Source organism: Salinimicrobium catena, from assembly GCF_900102915.1.
Taxonomy (GTDB): domain Bacteria; phylum Bacteroidota; class Bacteroidia; order Flavobacteriales; family Flavobacteriaceae; genus Salinimicrobium; species Salinimicrobium catena.
Genome location: NZ_FNGG01000008.1, coordinates 69,154 through 85,541 on the forward strand (window position 1 = coordinate 69,154; position 16,388 = coordinate 85,541).

A 16,388-nucleotide genomic window follows, 5' to 3' on the forward strand; every position below is an offset into this window, starting at 1 on the left:
GGAGTTTTTTTAGCTTTCAGGGAACCGAAACGGCACGAGTTCTCATGAACACTCTACAACAATACGTTCTTATAACGGTAGGTATCCTTTTGACAGCTTATTTCATAGTATTCCTGTTACTGAAAAAGCTGGGAAAAGATCCTCATAATATCCTTCCGCGGAACATAGCCTCCAGATTAAAGATCCCTGTTATTGCTCTTTTGCTGGCCGTTGGCATCCAGGCAGGACTGATTAAAGAGGAGATCATTACAGATGAGACCTATGTCCATTTTTTTCAACAGGTACGATCGCTGCTGTTGATCTTTAGCGTTACCTGGTTTGTCATTGTCGCCATACACATCACCAAAAAACAACTTTTACGCAGATTTGATGTGACCACAAAAGATAATCTCCGGGCCCGGAAATTCTACACGCAGTTCAATATTATTGAGAGGATTGCAATTTTCATCGTCATCCTTGTGGCAGTGGGAATTTCATTGCTGACCTTTGAAGGAGTTCAGGAAATTGGTGTGAGCATTTTGACTTCAGCCGGGATCGCGGGAATTATTCTGGGTCTTTCTGCCCAAAAAGTTTTCGGAACCATCTTTGCCGGAATACAGATCGCTATAGCGCAACCTATCAGAATAGATGATGTGGTCATTGTGGAAGGCGAATGGGGCCGTGTGGAAGAGATCAAACTCACTTATGTGGTGATCAACATCTGGGACAAAAGGCGACTGGTACTGCCTACCACCTACTTCATTGAGAAACCTTTTCAGAACTGGACCCGCAGCTCTTCAGATATTTTGGGAACGGTCTTCATCTACACCGACTATGACCTTCCTGTAGACGCCCTGCGCGAAGAACTTACCCGCCTCTTAAAATCAACCGATCTCTGGGACGGGAAAGTCAATGTGATACAGGTGACAGATCTCAGCGAAAAGACCATGGAACTGCGGGCGCTGGTGAGCGCCAAAGACTCCCCCACTGCCTGGGACCTTCGGGTCTACATCAGGGAAAAACTGGTGGACTTCATCAAAGAAAATTATCCAAACAGTCTTCCCAGGTCAAGGGTTATTCTTAAAGAAAATCCTCGGTCTGCAACATCTTCAGAAGATCCTCTTCAGAAGTAAGGCTATGAGAGAAATTCATGGCTGTTTCAATTAAGGCCAGGTGGGAATAGGCCTGCGGAAAATTCCCCAGCAACCTCTTCGATTCAAAATCTATATCCTCACTGAACAGCCCCAGGTGGTTGCTGTACGAAAGCAACTCATTGAACATGCCGATCGCCCGGTCCTTTTCTCCGATCTTATACAGACTATTGATAAGCCAGAAGGTACAAATGGTGAAAGAGGAAGAAGGAATTCCGAAATCATCTTTATTCTTATAGCGGAACATGAGTCCGTTATAACACAATTCTCTTTCCGTCGCCTGTACGGTACTTATAAAGCGTGGATCCTTGGCCTTGATAAAACCGTAGGTTTCCATCAGCAAAGTGGAAGCGTCAAGATCGCTGGAACCATAGGACTGGGTGTAAGCCTGTTTTTCTTCGTTCCATGCATTCTTGTAAATATCTTCGTAGATCTCCTGGCGCAGCGCCTTCCATTTCTGGTCTTTTATTCCTTTTCTAAGGATCTCACCGATCTTCACCGCCCGATCAACAGCGACCCAGCAAAGCAATTTTGAAAAGGTGAAATGCCGCTCCTCTGTCCTGAATTCCCAGATGCCTTTATCGGGTTGTTTCCAGTGTTCTTCCACGATTCGAACGATTCCCCGAACGATGGTCCAAAGTTCCTCACTGTTTTCCAGGGTGGTTTCGAACTGCAGGAACTGCTGGAAGATCACTTCCATTAGGATCCCGTAAATATCATTCTGCTTTTGAACATAAGCCGCGTTTCCTATCCTTACCGGTTTTGAACCTTTGTAGCCGTCAAGATGGTCAAGAATGTGCTCGGTAAGCTCCTTTTCGCCGCTGATGCCATACATGATCTGCATTTTTTCATCCTTATTAGGGATAATGTCAATGATGAACTGCAGGAAATTATGAGCCGATCCTAAATGTCCCAGGCCGGCCATGACCTTTATAACCATGGAGGCATCCCGAATCCAGCAGAAACGGTAGTCCCAGTTGCGCACCTCTCCTATGGTTTCCGGTAAAGAAGTTGTAGCCGCGGCCAGAACCGCGCCGGTTTTTTCAAAGGTGAGCGCTTTAAGAACCAAAGCACTTCTGGTGATCTCCTCGTTATAATGCGGAAATTTGGTGGTCTTTTCAACCCAGTTCATCCAGTAGGTCTTGGTACGCTGAAATTTAAGATAAGCCCTCTCCAGGTTCTGCTCCACCAGTTTTTCATGATACCCCATCAAGAAATATTCATTCCCGGTAAGGGTGATCTCTTCCCCGTTCATGACCATGTCGAGATCAAGACTGGTATAGAGGTAAAGGGAATCGTATTTTCCTTCTTTGGTAAAGCTCTTCAGGTAATACCGGTGGTTTTCTGTATAGGTCTTCTCCTTGGCATAATCCAGTTTAGGATTATAATTTACCCTCATGGTAGGATTTCCATGTAAAAGATATATGTATCTTATAATATCTGGCGGGGAATAAAAGCCGCCATTCCCGTTCTCCTTTGGGTAGCGAGGCATAAAATCTATCACCTGAAAGGCGGCATTCTCATTGGAATATGTGGTACATAAAATATTGGTCTTCCAAAGGTATTTTTGAGAGATCGAGTAACTATCATCTACCTCAAAAGAGAAGTGTCCTCCTTTGTGCTCATCCAGCAATTTCGCGAATACCGAAGCAGAGTTGAAATTGGGTAGGCAACACCAGTCAATCGAGCCATTCTTCGACACCAAAGCTGAGCTTTTACAGTTCCCAATTATCCCGTAATCTAACGAATCCATATAGTCTTAAAGTTCTTTTAAAGTGGTGGTCTCCCTCTGTAAAATTTCGGAAATTTAAGCAAAATCAATTAGATACACGTGCTGAAAAAATGTTATGGGGAAAACGATAATTATTTCCAACAGACTACCCTTGCAAATACATATTTCTGAAAATGATCTTGAAGTTTCCCCCAGTGTTGGAGGCCTGGCCACCGGATTAAAGTCCTTTCATCAGGAAGGGGACAGTATATGGATTGGCTGGACCGGACTTGCGGCGGAAGAGATCCCCGATGAACTGGAACCACAGGTGGCAGAAAAAGCCAAAGAACAAAGATGTGTTGCAGTTTCTCTTACTACTGAAGAAATTGAAAAATTCTACTACGGCTTCAGCAACAGGACCATTTGGCCGCTGTTCCATTACTTTATGGAATACACTGAATTTGACCCTGAACATTGGGAAGCTTACAAGCAGGTAAATCAAAAATATGCCGATGCTGTCCTGGAGCGAGTAGAAGACGGGGATACTATTTGGGTTCATGATTACCAGCTGTTGCTACTGCCGCAGATGATAAGGGACAAAAACCCTAACGTAACCATCGGATTTTTCAATCATATCCCTTTTCCTTCTTACGAGGTTTTCAGAACGCTTCCCTGGCGGGAAGAGATCCTCACCGGGATGCTGGGGGCAGATCTCATAGGCTTTCATACTTACGATTATGAAAGGCATTTTTTAAGGTCTGTAAACAGGATACTTTACTACGATATAAATTTCAACGCAGTTAACCTGGGGGACCGTATCGTGAAGGCCGGCTCTTTTCCAATGGGAATCGACTATAATAAATTCCGGAATGCCGCGCTCGAACACCAGCGCCAGCCCAGCAGTGAAAATACCGAAATTCAGAAAAAACTGGATTATCATAAATATGTTTCCAGGGGTACTCCCCTTATCCTGTCCATTGACCGGCTAGATTACACAAAAGGGATCGCCAATCGAATAAGGGCTTATGGCTACTTTTTGGAAAAATACCCCGAGTATCAGGAAAAAGTACGGCTTGTCATGCTGGCCGTACCTTCAAGGACCAATGTTCCGCAGTACCAGTTACTGAAAAAGGAGATCGATGAACTGGTTGGCCGTATTAACGGGAGGTTCGCCACCGTGAACTGGACACCCATTTGGTATTTCTACCGCTCCATGCCTTTTGATAATCTTATCGACCTGTATTCTGCCAGTGATGTGGCATTGATCACGCCCATCAGGGACGGGATGAATTTGGTGGCCAAGGAATATATCGCTACCCGCACAGATCACACGGGAGTCCTCATTTTAAGTGAGATGGCCGGCTCGGCTCATGAACTCAACGAAGCCCTGCTCATCAACCCCAACAATTTTGATCAGATCGTAGACTCTATAAAGCAGGCGCTTGAAATGTCTAAAGAAGAGCAGGTTAGACGCAACAAGGTGATGCAAAAAAGACTAAAACGCTATAATGTCGAGAAATGGGCAAGAGAGTTCATGAAGAGTCTGAAGCAAACCACTATTACCCGCAATGAGATCAAGACCCTTGAGGTGACACAGAACATCAAAAAAGACCTTTTCGAGCGGTATAGTTCGGCCCGCAGAAGGATCCTGTTCCTGGATTATGACGGCACTTTGGTCAATTATGTAGACAAACCCGAAGATGCCGAACCCTCACCTGAACTGCTACACCTGGTAGAAAACCTCGCAAAGCAGAAAAATACCAGGGTGATCCTCATCAGCGGTAGAGATAAAGAAACCATAGGAGACTGGTGGAAGAACCACTCTGTCGAACTTATTGCCGAACATGGAGTATGGGTAAGAAATTCTTCCGGAGAATGGGAACTAACCGAGAATCTCGATTGCAGCTGGATGGAAAAGATAAGGCCGGTATTGGAAACCTTTGTGGATCGCACCCCCGGAACTTTTATCGAAGAAAAGAATTATTCCCTCGCCTGGCATTACCGCAAGGCCAATCCCGAATTGGGAGAGGTCAGAGCCAACGAGCTTTCTACCGTTTTACGAGATCTCATCTCCAACCACGGACTCACCGTACTGCAGGGCAATAAAGTGCTGGAGATAAAGAACAGCGGCGTGACCAAAGGCAAGGCAGCAAACAAGCTGCTGGAAGAAAAGTATGACCTCATTATGGCTATCGGCGATGATTATACTGACGAGTACCTGTTCACGGAACTTCCGCGCAAGACCATGACCTTTAAAGTAGGGACCACGGCCACTAATGCCAAATACTTCATCAGGAATTCACGGGATGTAAGGGAACTGCTATCCCAATTCCTGAGCCTGACGCATTGAAAGTTTTTTGTGTTAAAAATCAGCTAATTTGCTACAAATTTTAATTCAAAGTTAACTACAAGTAGACCGGGAGGTAGTGAAAAACGAGGTATATTTAAATTTAGGAAACAGAAATAAAAACAACCCAAAATTCTAACAAATGAAAGCAGGAAAAATCTTACTTGGTGTTCTTTCCGGAGCTGCTCTTGGCGCTGCAGCCGGAATATTGTTCGCTCCCAAAAAAGGAAAGGATACCCGAAAAAGCATTGCCGACAGAAGCAATGAATATATGTATGAAACCAAAAGCAAGTTCAACGATCTTGCCGACAATATCTCTCACCGCTATGATTCAGTGAAATCAAAGGTCAGAGGAAAAGGCAAGAGAATGGAGGCCAAAATGGATGGTGATGACAAGATCATCTATTAGGTTCTTTTCTCGTTGACAAAATCAAGAGCTGCTCCATTGAGCAGCTTTTTTTGTGGAATTTTAGTACTTTGGGCTTTTAACCAAAAATATATCCGGAACATGCTGAAAAAACTGCTTTTTTCCTCCTTATTGTTAACTTCCCTTAGCGGAATTTCCCAGGAACAGGCACCTCCCCAGGTCGACCTTAGAATTTATGACATCATTGAAGCCGTCTCAGCCGATAGCATTGAGGCCGATATCCGAAGACTTGCGGGTTTTGGCACAAGAAATACCTTTAGCGATACCATTTCAGACACTCGTGGAATTGGCGCAGCCCGGCGCTTCATAAAAGCTGATTTTGACAAGATCTCTAAGAATTGCGGCAATTGTCTTGATGTTTTCTACCAGAAGGATTTTGTGACCAAAGAAGGCAATGACCGGGTACCAAAAGATGCCTGGGTAGTGAACGTGGTAGCGGTTCAAAAAGGTAAAAAATACCCTAACCGTTATGTCATAATGAGCGGGGATATTGATTCCCGCGCCAGCAATACCATGGACTTTACCACAGATGCCCCGGGAGCCAACGACAATGCCAGCGGCATGGCGGGAACCATGGAAGCGGCCAGGGTGCTTTCTAAGTATGAATTTGACAGCAGCATCATCTACCTGGGCCTTTCAGGAGAAGAACAGGGCCTTTTTGGGGGCAAAGGCTTCGCCGAAATGGCCAAGGAAAAAGGCTGGGAGATCATCGGAGTATTGAACAATGACATGATAGGAAATATCAAAGGCGTTGACGGGGTCATCGACAACCGCACCTTCAGGATCTTTTCCGAACCTGTTCCTCCTACCGAAACTGAAAGGGAGAGGATGATGAGAAGATTTTATGGCGGAGAGGTTGATGGTATTTCCCGACAACTGGCAAGGTACGTCCATGAAACCACAGAAACTTACATGCCCGAAATGAACCCTATGATGGTTTATCGCCTGGACAGGTTTGGACGTGGCGGTCACCACCGGCCGTTCAATGACCTTGGCTTCCCAGGAATCAGGATCATGGAAGCCCATGAGAACTACACTCAGCAACACCAGGACATCCGCACCGAAGATGGCATTGAATACGGCGATGTAGTAGAACATGTTAATTTTGATTATGCAAAGAAACTTACAGCAGTGAACGCCATTTCAATGGCCAGTCTGGCGTGGGCTCCGCCTGCTCCCAAAAAGGTTTCGATTGGCGGGATCGTAGAAGCCTCTGCAAAACTTCGTTGGGAAAAGTCTGACGACGAAAATGTCGCAGGATACAAGATCTACTGGCGAGATACTACGGCACCTCAATGGCAATATTCCCGCTATGTGGGTAATGTTGACAATTTCACCCTGGAAGGAATAGTGATAGACAATTACTTTTTTGGAGTAGCCGCGGTAGGAAAGAACGGCAACGAAAGCGTGGTGGTTTTCCCTTCTGAAACCTTCAGGGATTAAACGATCCCGATCTTTCGGGAATGGTCGATCGCTTTCCCGCTGTCCTTGAAATAACAAGTAGCAACACCAAGGTCCTCGAGATTCCGAAGAATTTTGAGGACCTTCTCTTTTTGTCGGCTCTTGGTCTGCCGTATATAAACAGCTTTCACATTGACGGGAAATACTTTACAGATCCGTTCATATAACTGCGGATCGTGCTGGGAATCGTCTCCCATTAACACATACTGCAATTGCGGATAAAAAGAAATGATATCCTTGATCTTTATGAACTTGTGGTCATGCCCTCCCCTGCCCGTAAAAAGAAAATCAGCCAGGCCTGTCTTGATCTTTTTCAATTTGATAATGGCTTTTGGAAGGTCATGCATCCTGGCAAATTGCAAAATGAACTGGTACAGGTTCCATTCACTGCTCGAAACATAAAAAAAGGAATTAAATGTCCCCTCTCCTTCCTGTCCTGCCCGGCTCAGCGCCTGGTAATGAGGTACCACATCATCAAAAACCTCTCGGTTGTCGATATTCCTGGTAAGGATCACATACAATTTTTTAAAGAAGTTGTGGGTGTGAGAAATGAGAAAAGTATCGTCAATATCTGAGATGATCCCCAGCCTGCTCTTGAAGGGTTTCAACAGCTCTCCTTGCTCCACTATTCCCTTATCACCCACTTTACAGGAAACTGAATATTTATGCCACCCGCTCTCCAGGAATTCATTATAGGGAATGGTGAACCTGAAATAACCGTCGTTCAGGGTGCGGGTCCTTACCTCAAGCTCTCTAAAATGCAAGGTGACTTCGGCGTTTTTGATGGGGCTGATGGTGAACATCTTGATAACTGACTTGGCATGACGATAGCCACGCCTGTCTATTTCATATTTATCGGGGGCAAGGGAGCTGAAAACATGTCCGAAAACGATCAATTCCTGGTCATTCACATACCCCCTGTACAGTTTAATATCTAGCCTCATCTTTACATTTCGTTAACTGAGATTCCTTCCCAAAATACTTATTTTTAGCAACAAGCTCAAGCAGAATGTCCACAAATAAAAGGGTCTTACTGGTAGTCAACCCAATTTCAGGCGGTAAGGATAAAACTCCTATCATAGATGAGGTACGGAAAACCATTATGCAAAGAGGCGATGATCTGCACATCTATGAGACAAGAGGAGAGCATGATAAGGAAAACCTCTACAAGGTGGTAAATGATTACCAACCTACCAGGGTTCTGATCGTGGGTGGTGACGGAACCATTAAGCTAATGGCCGAGATTCTGAAAGACGACAAGGTGCCATTGGGAATCTTTCCTGCAGGTTCTGCCAACGGGCTGGCAGAAAACCTCAACCTGCCTACCAATAATTCCGAATTAACCCAGATCGCGTTAAGCGATAATTTCGTAGAGCTTGATACCATCTCCATCAATAATGAACTTTGTCTGCATATTAGTGATGTGGGCCTTAATGCAGCTTTGATCAAAAATTACCAGGAAGGGAACATAAGAGGAAAATTGGGTTATATCATTCAGTCCATACCTACTCTAATAAAAAGTGATTTTCCATTCCATTTTAAGATCGAAGTTGAGGGCAGGACCCTGCACCGTAATGCCGTACTTCTGGCCATTGCGAATGCCCGTAAATACGGTACCGGTTCTACCATCAACCCCAAAGGAAAATATGACGATGGGCTTTTTGAGGTTCTTGTCTTTAAGGAATTCAATATTCCGGAGATCCTAAAAACCTTCAGGGAAAAAGTGGAATTAAGCAAGGACTTTCTGGAGATCTTTTCAGCTTCCGAAGTGATCATAGAATGTACCAGGAAAGTGCCGTTCCAAATAGACGGGGAGTATCGCGGTGAGGTAAAAAAAGTACATGCTGTAATTTCTCCGGTAAAGATCAAAATTGCTGTTCCTCAAAAAAAAGCGGAAATAAAGTTAAAGCCCTGAAGCTTTTTTAAACATAGATGCTTTTTAATCCTTAATTAACAATACTTTAATTGAAAACCCTCTTGAAATCAGTAATTTAGTGTAAATCAGTCTAACTAAAAACTAACTAAAAAGAACAATTATGGCAGAGATTAAGATTGAAAAGAAAAAACCGATTTGGCCCTGGATCATTTTGGTCCTGATTATCCTTGCCATCTTGTACTTCCTGGTTTTCGCAGATGATGACGACAGAGACGAGATGGATGATATGGATGACACAGAACAAATTGAGGACGAAATGGGTTGGGAAGATGAAGACACCACTTCCTGGGAAAATGAAACCGATACGACCGATTGGGCTACAGAAAGTGACACTCTTGGCGCTGCAGGGGTTTCTGGTTATCTCACCTACATTTCTGATGCTTCAAAAATGGGAGTTGATCATACCTACACCAATAATGCGCTCATAGAGTTGATGAACGCAGTGCAGGCCAAAGCCCGTGAAATAAACTTCAACATAGAGGCAGATATGCAGGCAGTGAGACAGGATGCTAAAGCCATCCAAGATGATCCTTCCAGTATGAACCATGCCAACAAGATCAAGCAGGCAGGAACAAAACTGGCTAACATTCTTCAAAAGATGCAGCAACAAAATTATCCTGACCTGGCCACCGATGTTGAAGAAATGAAAACAGCTGCGAACAATATTGACGGTTCTGTGCAAACCCTGCAACAGAAAGACCAGATCAATAAGTTCTTTAATGAAGCAGCAGACGTTCTAAGAAAAATGAGCTAATAAAAAACCAAGACTATGAAAGACAAGGAAAAGCATTTATATTATTTAAACGAATTATCAGACTATAAAGTTGACAGTGACGATCCAGATGTAAGAGGCTGGAAGGTCAAGGACGTCGACAACCGGGTTATAGGAAAAGTCGATAACTTACTGGTAAGCAAAGCCCGGAAAAGAGTGGTATACCTTGATGTAGAGGTTGACAGCTCTATCATCGACGCCAATCACGATCCCTACGGCAAACCTGCCAGTGCCGATGTTCATGAATTCATCAATAAGGATGGGGAGAACCACCTCATCATTCCTATTGGATTGGCCCGGCTTAATCGAGATGAAAAATATGTCTATACGGACAAGATCAATCACCGAACTTTTGCCGAAACCAAAAGAATGGAAGCCGGTGCAGACATTGACCGGGATTATGAAGTTGTGGTTTTAGAATCTTACAACAGAGATCTGGATCGTGGCGAAAGAACTGGGGACAGTGATTATCGTGACCGTGAAACCACTGCTAACCCAAAAAGGGATCTTGATGAGTATGAAAGAAGCCGCATGAGCGACAAAGATGAGCTTTTAGACGATGACAGCGGAACTTACGAAGAAAGAAGACAAAGAGGACGAATCCCCGATGATGACTCTTTTTATGACAGGGGTGAATTTGATCGCGATAAGTATCGCAGGTAGTGACCTCATCTAGAGAATAGAAGGGAAACCAAAGGGTTTCCCTTTTTTCAATTTTAAAATGCTATCATGAACTATAAAAAAGTATTTTTTAGGAACAAAAAGGGAAATGAACTTTCAGGATACCTGGAGTTGCCGCTCAATAAAGAGCCGCACAGTTTTGTGCTGTTCGCCCACTGTTTTACCTGCAATAAGAATTTCTTCGCTGTCAAAAATGTGGCCAGGGCTCTTTCGGCCAAAGGCTACGGAGTCCTTAGATTCGATTTTACGGGACTGGGTGAAAGTGAAGGAGATTTCTCTGACACCACTTTTTCAGGGAATGTTGAAGATCTACTCTCTGCAGCAGACTTTCTGGAAAAAGAACATGCTGCTCCTTCCCTGCTCGTAGGCCATTCTTTAGGTGGCGCAGCAGTGATACTGGCAGCCAAACAGTTGCCTTCGGTGAAAGCGGTAGCTACTATTGGCGCTCCCTCTACTCCGCAGCACGTTACCCACATCATGCGTTCAGAAATTGAAGAGATCAAAGAAAAAGGAATTGCTGAAGTGAATGTAGGAGGCAGAAATTTCAAGATAAAAGAAGAGTTCCTGAATGACCTTAACGGCAGGGAAGTTCAAAAAATGGTCGCAGAACTTGATGCCGCACTGCTCATTTTACATTCGCCTCAAGATCCTGTGGTAGAGATCAAGAATGCCGAAGAGCTCTATGTGGCTGCCCGGCATCCAAAGAGCTTCGTAACGCTTAACGGGGCAGACCATCTGCTTACAAACACTAAAGACTCTACATATGCCGGAGAAGTGATCGCTGCCTGGGCTTCGAGGTATCTAAGCATCCCGGAACAAAAGATACTTTCAACAGACCATCAGGTGGTAGCAAACCTGGGCGAGGAAGGTTTTACCACACAATTGCGGGCCGGCAAACATTACTTCACCTCTGACGAACCCAAAAGTGTGGGCGGCAGTGATTTTGGTCCTACTCCGTACGATTTTCTTTCGGCCGCTCTTGCTGCCTGTACTTCAATGACAGTACAAATGTATGTGCGCCGGAAGAAATGGCCTCTTGTGAATATTGAAACGCATGTAAATCACAACAAGACACATGTGGATGACTGTAACAACTGCGAAAGAAATACTTCCAAGATCGATGTTTTTGAGAGGGAAATAATTCTGGAGGGTAATTTGGATGAGGAACAGCAACAAAAGGTGCTGGAGATCGCCAATAAATGTCCGGTACACCGAACCTTGCACAACAAAATAGAAATTAACACCAGGCTTGGCAAGAAATAAAGAAACCGCTTTCCTTTGTTAAGCTAAGCTTAATAATTTGGCAAATGCAGGCATTCTCTATACTTTAGTCGCACTAACTAATTTTACACATACTATGAAACGTATCTATTTATCACTATTATTCTCCGCCGCAATCTTCTTCACAGGTTGTAAAAATGAAAACACCACTGCTGAAGACAGAGTGGAAGAGAACGTGGATGCTACCCAGGAAACTGCCGCGGAAGATATGGAGATGGAGGAAGAAATGAAGGAAATCACTGTTCAAATGGAACCAAAGAGCAAGAGTGACCTTACCGGAACCGTAACCTTTACTGAAGAGAACGGGGAAGTTACCATGACGGCAGAATTCACAGGTTTAAAAGAAGGTATGCATGCCATTCACCTGCATGAGAAAGCTGATTGTTCTGCTGAGGACGGAACTTCAGCCGGAGGTCACTGGAACCCTACTTTTGAAGATCACGGGGAATGGGGCAGCGAAAAAGGCTACCACCGTGGAGACATTGGGAACTTTGATGTGAATGCCGAAGGAAAAGGAAGCATCACTTTCACCACCGACCAGTGGTGTATAGGATGTGACGATGAGAAAAAGAACATTCTGAATAAAGCAGTTATCGTTCATGACGGAGCCGATGACTTTACTTCACAGCCAAGCGGTGCCGCAGGTACAAGAGTAGGCTGCGGAGTGATCAAGCAGTAATACCTATAACCAATTAAAATTAAAAGTCCCAAAAGCTCATACTTTTGGGACTTTTTCTTTGGACAAAAATGCAATTTTCGGTTACACCTTCTTTTGATCTACCTCCAGGTTCTTCTTGTTGCTTTTAAAAGGCCTTATGATGAGCCTTGAAGCTTTGTCGTAGTTCACGTAATTATAGATCCAGTTGAAAAATGTAACGATACGGTTTCTAAAGCCTACAAGGAAATACAAGTGGATGAACATCCAGAGGAACCAGGCAAAAAAGCCACCGAACCGCATTTTTCCAAGATCCACCACGGCTTTATTTCTTCCCACTGTAGCCATGGTTCCTTTATCGTTATATTCAAAAGGCACAAGTTCTTCCTTTTTAAGCAGGCGCTTGATATTCTTTGCCAGGTTCCTTCCTTGTTGTATGGCTGGCTGAGCTACCATAGGGTGTCCTTTGGGATATTTCTCGTTTCTCATGAGCGCGATATCGCCTATGGCAAATATATTTTCGTAACCGGTAACCTGGTTAAAAACATTCACTTCATAGCGATCTGCCTTGTCCACCACTGCTGAGGCATTCAATCCTTCAACAGGTGCGCCTGCCACTCCCGCGGCCCAGATAAAGGTAGCGGTCTTGAAGTTCAATCCTTCCTTATTTGTGGTGACGGTTTCTCCGTTATATTCCTGCACCATGGTATTAAGGTGGATCTCCACCCCCAGCTCTTTCAAAAATTTATAGGCTTTTTCAGAGGCTTTTTCACTCATAGGTGGTAAAACCCTGTCAAGCCCCTCAATAAGATGAATTTGTATTTCATTGGTATCAAGATCCCGAAAATCGCGCGGAACGATATGATTCCTTACTTCAGCTATGGCTCCGCACAGCTCTACCCCCGTAGGGCCTGCACCGGCAACGACAAAATTTAAGAGCGCCTTCCGTTTTACGGGGTCTTCGGTGATCACCGCCTGCTCCAGGTTTTCCAGGATAAGGCTACGTATGTTTAGCGCCTGCGGAATGGTCTTCATCCACATGCCGTGTTCTTCAATGCTCTCATTTCCGAAGAAATTCGTCTTGGAACCCGTGGCCAGCACAAGATAGTCATAGGAAAGGTCACCAATTGAGGTTTTGATCAGGTTCTCCTCAGGAACGATCTGCTGCACTTCGGCCAGGCGAAAATACCCGTCTTTGCTGTGCCGGGTGATCTTCCGGAGCGGATAGGCAATAGAATCGGGCTCCAACCCAGAGGTTGAGACCTGGTACAGCAAGGGCTGAAATGTATGGTAATTATTACGGTCAAGCAATACCACCTGCAGTTTTTCCTTTAGCAGGTGCTTGGCCAATGAAATTCCTGCAAACCCACCGCCAACGATCACCACCCTCGGATTTTCAGATATTGGAATATTCATGTTAAAAAGCTTATTTTTCCAAAGTTATAGTTTTAAAACCAAGTGAGGGAAAAGAAAATAATTTTAGCCTTTTTGTAACAAGTATCTTAGATCTTCTACCTATAGGGGCTAACTATCATTGTGAAGAAAGAACTGGAACATCAATTCGTGTCGAATCTGGAAAAGCACCAGAACATTGTGCATAAGATATGTCGTATGTACACCAATGACCAGGATTCGCACAATGATCTTTTCCAGGAGATCACAATTCAGCTGTGGAAGGCGTATCCCAAGTTCAGGGGAGATGCCAAGTTCAGCACCTGGATGTACCGGGTGGCATTGAACACGGCCATCACTCTTTACCGGAAGTCCAAAAGAGATATAAAGACGCAGAATTATGACGAGGTTAGCTTTAAAATAAAGGCTCATGATTATGACGATGAAACAGAACAGCAGCTTAAACTTATGTATAAAGCAGTAAAAGAGTTAAATGATATTGACAAGGCGCTGGTCTTTTTATATTTGGAGGATCAATCTTACAGGGATATTTCAGAGACCCTGGGTATCACAGAAGTCAATGCCAGAGTAAAAATGAACAGGATAAAAAAGGCATTAAAAAGTATAATTAATCCGTAACCGGAATGGATGAACTGGATATTTTAAAACAGAACTGGAAAAAGCAGGAAGAAGATCTTCCAAGGCTATCCTACGACCAGATCTACAAAATGCTTTGGAAGAAATCCTCATCCATCGTCAAATGGATCTTTGTGATCAGCATACTGGAGCTTTTGCTTTCTACCCTGTTAAGCATTGGCCTTGCCGATGCCGAATACTGGGCAGAAATGGAGCAGATCCACCTGAAGAATTTTACTATTGGCCTATACATCGTCAGCTATAGTGTGACCTTCTATTTCATTTACAGGTTCTACAGGAATTACAGAAAGATCTCTGCGACCGATGATGCGGCCACATTGATGAGGAACATCCTTAAGACCCGCAGAACCGTGAAAACCTACATCGCGTTCGTCCTTATTTCTTCGGGACTTACTGCAGTGATCATCGCTGTCTTCACGTTAAGAAATCATCAAATGTTCGCGACAGCCGAAGATACCTCAAAATACGCCTTTGATATGCTGGATTGGGTCAAACTTGTCGTGGGTGGGTTGGTGATCCTTGGAGCTTTTTTATGCGCCCTGTGGTTGTTCTATAAGCTTATCTACGGAATTCTCCTTAGAAGGTTAAGAGCTAATTACCGGGAACTGAAAAAACTTGAGGTATAAATGGAAATTTCCGGCTCAAAGCCTAAACTCATTCTTCCTGAAAAGGAAAAGGGAAACATCCGGGATTTTCAGGAATTGATCAATGCCATCAATTCCAAAGCTCTTTCTTCGGAAACTGCCGAAAAGGTTCAGAATAAAGTAAATCATTTGAATGCCTGGGAAGGTTCTTCAAAAAGTTTCGTCAAGGAACTAAAGAAGGTTAAAAAAAGAGGTTTTGGAGATCCTTCAGAAAAACAAAAGCTGGTGCCCGAAAAATACTACGCCACCCTTTGGATGCCCCTGGGAATGTCGGTTTTTGGACTGCCTATCAGGGTAGCAATCTCAGCACTTACGGGCAAAATCTCCTTCATTGGCATAGGCCTGCCTTTGGGAATGGCGATAGGTTCTTTCTACGGGGTATACCTTGATAAAAAAGCAGAAAAATAAACAGATCTTAAAGTACTGACAAAAAGAACAGGTTTAGACCTCTCCCTCAATATCCCATTTTCGGGTGCGGTTCAATTCTTCCATCGCCTGCAGTTCTTCCTGCGGGATCACCTTTAAAAATGACGGATGTTGTTCGATGGCATATTCCAGTTTCTCAACGATCTCTTCTACCGTCTCGTTCTCATAGTCAATAACAAGCGGCTCCTTTATCTGGAACGACTGTAAAATTCCTCTTTTCTTGATGCGCAAACCTTTTTTGTCAAAAGACCTTCGGAAACCGTCAATGACAATGGGAATTACTATGGGTTTATATTGCTTAATGATGTGCGCAGTTCCTTTTCTAATGGGTTTGAAGGGTTTAGTTGTTCCTTGCGGAAAGGTGATCACCCAGCCATCCTTTAAAGCGATCCCTATATTCTTTGTATCTCCCGGGTTCACTTCCCGCTGCACTTCCTTTCCTTTCTCTCGCCAGGTCCTTTCCACAGAAACCGCCCCGGCATAAGCCATTAATCGTGTGAGTAAGCCCGCCCTCATAGTCTCTTTTGCGGCTACGTAATACATGTTGAGCTTGGGCTGCCATAGGTAGCCCACATTCCTGATGTTGTCTACCCGGCCGCTAAGGGCTGCATTAAAGACGTGGAACATGGCGGTAACATCGGCAAAATAGGTTTGATGGTTGGAAACAAAGAGCACATTGGTATCCGGCAGGTTCTTAATGATCTCTGAGCCTTCAATTTTCAGTTCGTTGAAGCCCCTGTATCGCCTGTGCGACAGCACACCAAAAAGACGAATGAGCCATTTTTTAAAAAAAAGATAATGTCCAAAAGGATTCTTCTTCAGCAATCCCATATTTCCCTTACATTTTATTCAAGGCTGCAAAGATACT

At 44.1% G+C, this 16,388-nt stretch carries 16 protein-coding genes; 12 read left to right on the top strand and 4 right to left on the bottom strand.

The annotated features are described in order from the left end of the window. Window positions 1-44 precede the first annotated feature (44 nt). Complete coding sequence (locus tag BLS64_RS12820) at window positions 45-1,112, top strand: mechanosensitive ion channel family protein (protein WP_093113938.1); 1,068 nt, start codon at window positions 45-47, stop codon at window positions 1,110-1,112. Here the strand turns inward: BLS64_RS12820 and BLS64_RS12825 are convergent. Continuing rightward, entirely contained in the window at window positions 1,060-2,883 is a 1,824-nt protein-coding gene (locus BLS64_RS12825; protein ID WP_093113936.1) for a glycoside hydrolase family 15 protein, read from the bottom strand. The two genes, BLS64_RS12820 and BLS64_RS12825, sit on opposite strands and share 53 nt — an antisense overlap. Before the next feature lie 94 nt (window positions 2,884-2,977). Here BLS64_RS12825 and BLS64_RS12830 point away from each other — a divergent pair, with 94 nt between their 5' ends. From BLS64_RS12830 to BLS64_RS12840, 3 genes are all read left to right on the top strand, one after another. Beyond that, window positions 2,978-5,191, top strand: a complete 2,214-nt coding sequence (locus BLS64_RS12830) for a bifunctional alpha,alpha-trehalose-phosphate synthase (UDP-forming)/trehalose-phosphatase (RefSeq protein WP_093113935.1) — start codon at window positions 2,978-2,980, stop codon at window positions 5,189-5,191. A 139-nt stretch (window positions 5,192-5,330) separates the two neighbouring features. Next, window positions 5,331-5,597, top strand: coding sequence for a YtxH domain-containing protein (locus tag BLS64_RS12835; protein WP_093113934.1), 267 nt, complete (start codon window positions 5,331-5,333; stop codon window positions 5,595-5,597). Window positions 5,598-5,696: 99 nt separating this feature from the next. Continuing rightward, window positions 5,697-7,058: a M28 family peptidase gene (locus tag BLS64_RS12840; RefSeq protein WP_093113933.1), complete on the top strand. Its 1,362-nt coding sequence runs from the start codon at window positions 5,697-5,699 to the stop codon at window positions 7,056-7,058. Here the strand turns inward: BLS64_RS12840 and BLS64_RS12845 are convergent. Further along, window positions 7,055-8,020: an App1 family protein gene (locus BLS64_RS12845; protein ID WP_093113931.1), complete on the bottom strand. Its 966-nt coding sequence runs from the start codon at window positions 8,018-8,020 to the stop codon at window positions 7,055-7,057. The two genes, BLS64_RS12840 and BLS64_RS12845, sit on opposite strands and share 4 nt — an antisense overlap. A gap of 65 nt (window positions 8,021-8,085) precedes the next feature. Here BLS64_RS12845 and BLS64_RS12850 point away from each other — a divergent pair, with 65 nt between their 5' ends. The 5 genes from BLS64_RS12850 (at window position 8,086) to BLS64_RS12870 (ending at window position 12,425) form a co-directional block, all read left to right on the top strand. Next, window positions 8,086-8,991 carry a diacylglycerol/lipid kinase family protein gene (locus BLS64_RS12850; protein ID WP_093113930.1) on the top strand — a complete coding sequence of 302 codons (906 nt, stop codon included), beginning with the start codon at window positions 8,086-8,088 and terminating at the stop codon, window positions 8,989-8,991. A 121-nt stretch (window positions 8,992-9,112) separates the two neighbouring features. Next, window positions 9,113-9,766, top strand: coding sequence for a hypothetical protein (locus BLS64_RS12855; RefSeq protein ID WP_093113929.1), 654 nt, complete (start codon window positions 9,113-9,115; stop codon window positions 9,764-9,766). A gap of 15 nt (window positions 9,767-9,781) precedes the next feature. Next, a complete protein-coding gene (locus BLS64_RS12860) occupies window positions 9,782-10,447 on the top strand; it encodes a photosystem reaction center subunit H (protein WP_176763481.1) in 666 nt (221 codons plus the stop codon). 66 nt (window positions 10,448-10,513) lie between these two features. Further along, window positions 10,514-11,728, top strand: coding sequence for a bifunctional alpha/beta hydrolase/OsmC family protein (locus tag BLS64_RS12865; protein WP_093113927.1), 1,215 nt, complete (start codon window positions 10,514-10,516; stop codon window positions 11,726-11,728). 94 nt (window positions 11,729-11,822) lie between these two features. Continuing rightward, window positions 11,823-12,425 (top strand): superoxide dismutase family protein, encoded by a 603-nt coding sequence (locus tag BLS64_RS12870; RefSeq protein WP_093113926.1) that lies wholly within the window; start codon window positions 11,823-11,825, stop codon window positions 12,423-12,425. 81 nt (window positions 12,426-12,506) lie between these two features. Here BLS64_RS12870 and BLS64_RS12875 read toward each other — a convergent pair whose 3' ends face one another. Next, a complete protein-coding gene (locus BLS64_RS12875; RefSeq protein ID WP_093113925.1) occupies window positions 12,507-13,817 on the bottom strand; it encodes an NAD(P)/FAD-dependent oxidoreductase in 1,311 nt (436 codons plus the stop codon). Window positions 13,818-13,937: 120 nt separating this feature from the next. Here BLS64_RS12875 and BLS64_RS12880 point away from each other — a divergent pair, with 120 nt between their 5' ends. From BLS64_RS12880 to BLS64_RS12890, 3 genes are read left to right on the top strand one after another with little or no spacing between them, the layout of a single operon-like run. Continuing rightward, window positions 13,938-14,432 (top strand): RNA polymerase sigma factor, encoded by a 495-nt coding sequence (locus tag BLS64_RS12880; RefSeq protein ID WP_093113924.1) that lies wholly within the window; start codon window positions 13,938-13,940, stop codon window positions 14,430-14,432. A 5-nt stretch (window positions 14,433-14,437) separates the two neighbouring features. Continuing rightward, window positions 14,438-15,076: a hypothetical protein gene (locus BLS64_RS12885; protein ID WP_093113923.1), complete on the top strand. Its 639-nt coding sequence runs from the start codon at window positions 14,438-14,440 to the stop codon at window positions 15,074-15,076. Continuing rightward, window positions 15,077-15,502: a hypothetical protein gene (locus BLS64_RS12890; RefSeq protein ID WP_093113921.1), complete on the top strand. Its 426-nt coding sequence runs from the start codon at window positions 15,077-15,079 to the stop codon at window positions 15,500-15,502. 33 nt (window positions 15,503-15,535) lie between these two features. Here BLS64_RS12890 and BLS64_RS12895 read toward each other — a convergent pair whose 3' ends face one another. Then, window positions 15,536-16,351, bottom strand: coding sequence for a lysophospholipid acyltransferase family protein (locus tag BLS64_RS12895; protein WP_093113920.1), 816 nt, complete (start codon window positions 16,349-16,351; stop codon window positions 15,536-15,538). Between the last annotated feature and the right edge of the window lie 37 nt (window positions 16,352-16,388).

Excerpts from the sequence above, each read along its gene's own strand:
- BLS64_RS12865 (WP_093113927.1), top strand. The coding sequence starts at position 10,514 with ATGAACTATAAAAAAGTATTTTTTAGGAACAAAAAGGGAAATGAACTT.
- BLS64_RS12835 (WP_093113934.1), top strand. The coding sequence starts at position 5,331 with ATGAAAGCAGGAAAAATCTTACTTGGTGTTCTTTCCGGAGCTGCTCTT.
- BLS64_RS12825 (WP_093113936.1), bottom strand. The coding sequence starts at position 2,883 with ATGGATTCGTTAGATTACGGGATAATTGGGAACTGTAAAAGCTCAGCT.
- BLS64_RS12870 (WP_093113926.1), top strand. The coding sequence starts at position 11,823 with ATGAAACGTATCTATTTATCACTATTATTCTCCGCCGCAATCTTCTTC.
- BLS64_RS12850 (WP_093113930.1), top strand. The coding sequence starts at position 8,086 with ATGTCCACAAATAAAAGGGTCTTACTGGTAGTCAACCCAATTTCAGGC.
- BLS64_RS12890 (WP_093113921.1), top strand. The coding sequence starts at position 15,077 with ATGGAAATTTCCGGCTCAAAGCCTAAACTCATTCTTCCTGAAAAGGAA.
- BLS64_RS12885 (WP_093113923.1), top strand. The coding sequence starts at position 14,438 with ATGGATGAACTGGATATTTTAAAACAGAACTGGAAAAAGCAGGAAGAA.
- BLS64_RS12830 (WP_093113935.1), top strand. The coding sequence starts at position 2,978 with ATGGGGAAAACGATAATTATTTCCAACAGACTACCCTTGCAAATACAT.
- BLS64_RS12845 (WP_093113931.1), bottom strand. The coding sequence starts at position 8,020 with ATGAGGCTAGATATTAAACTGTACAGGGGGTATGTGAATGACCAGGAA.
- BLS64_RS12840 (WP_093113933.1), top strand. The coding sequence starts at position 5,697 with ATGCTGAAAAAACTGCTTTTTTCCTCCTTATTGTTAACTTCCCTTAGC.
- BLS64_RS12855 (WP_093113929.1), top strand. The coding sequence starts at position 9,113 with ATGGCAGAGATTAAGATTGAAAAGAAAAAACCGATTTGGCCCTGGATC.
- BLS64_RS12860 (WP_176763481.1), top strand. The coding sequence starts at position 9,782 with ATGAAAGACAAGGAAAAGCATTTATATTATTTAAACGAATTATCAGAC.
- BLS64_RS12895 (WP_093113920.1), bottom strand. The coding sequence starts at position 16,351 with ATGGGATTGCTGAAGAAGAATCCTTTTGGACATTATCTTTTTTTTAAA.
- BLS64_RS12820 (WP_093113938.1), top strand. The coding sequence starts at position 45 with ATGAACACTCTACAACAATACGTTCTTATAACGGTAGGTATCCTTTTG.
- BLS64_RS12875 (WP_093113925.1), bottom strand. The coding sequence starts at position 13,817 with ATGAATATTCCAATATCTGAAAATCCGAGGGTGGTGATCGTTGGCGGT.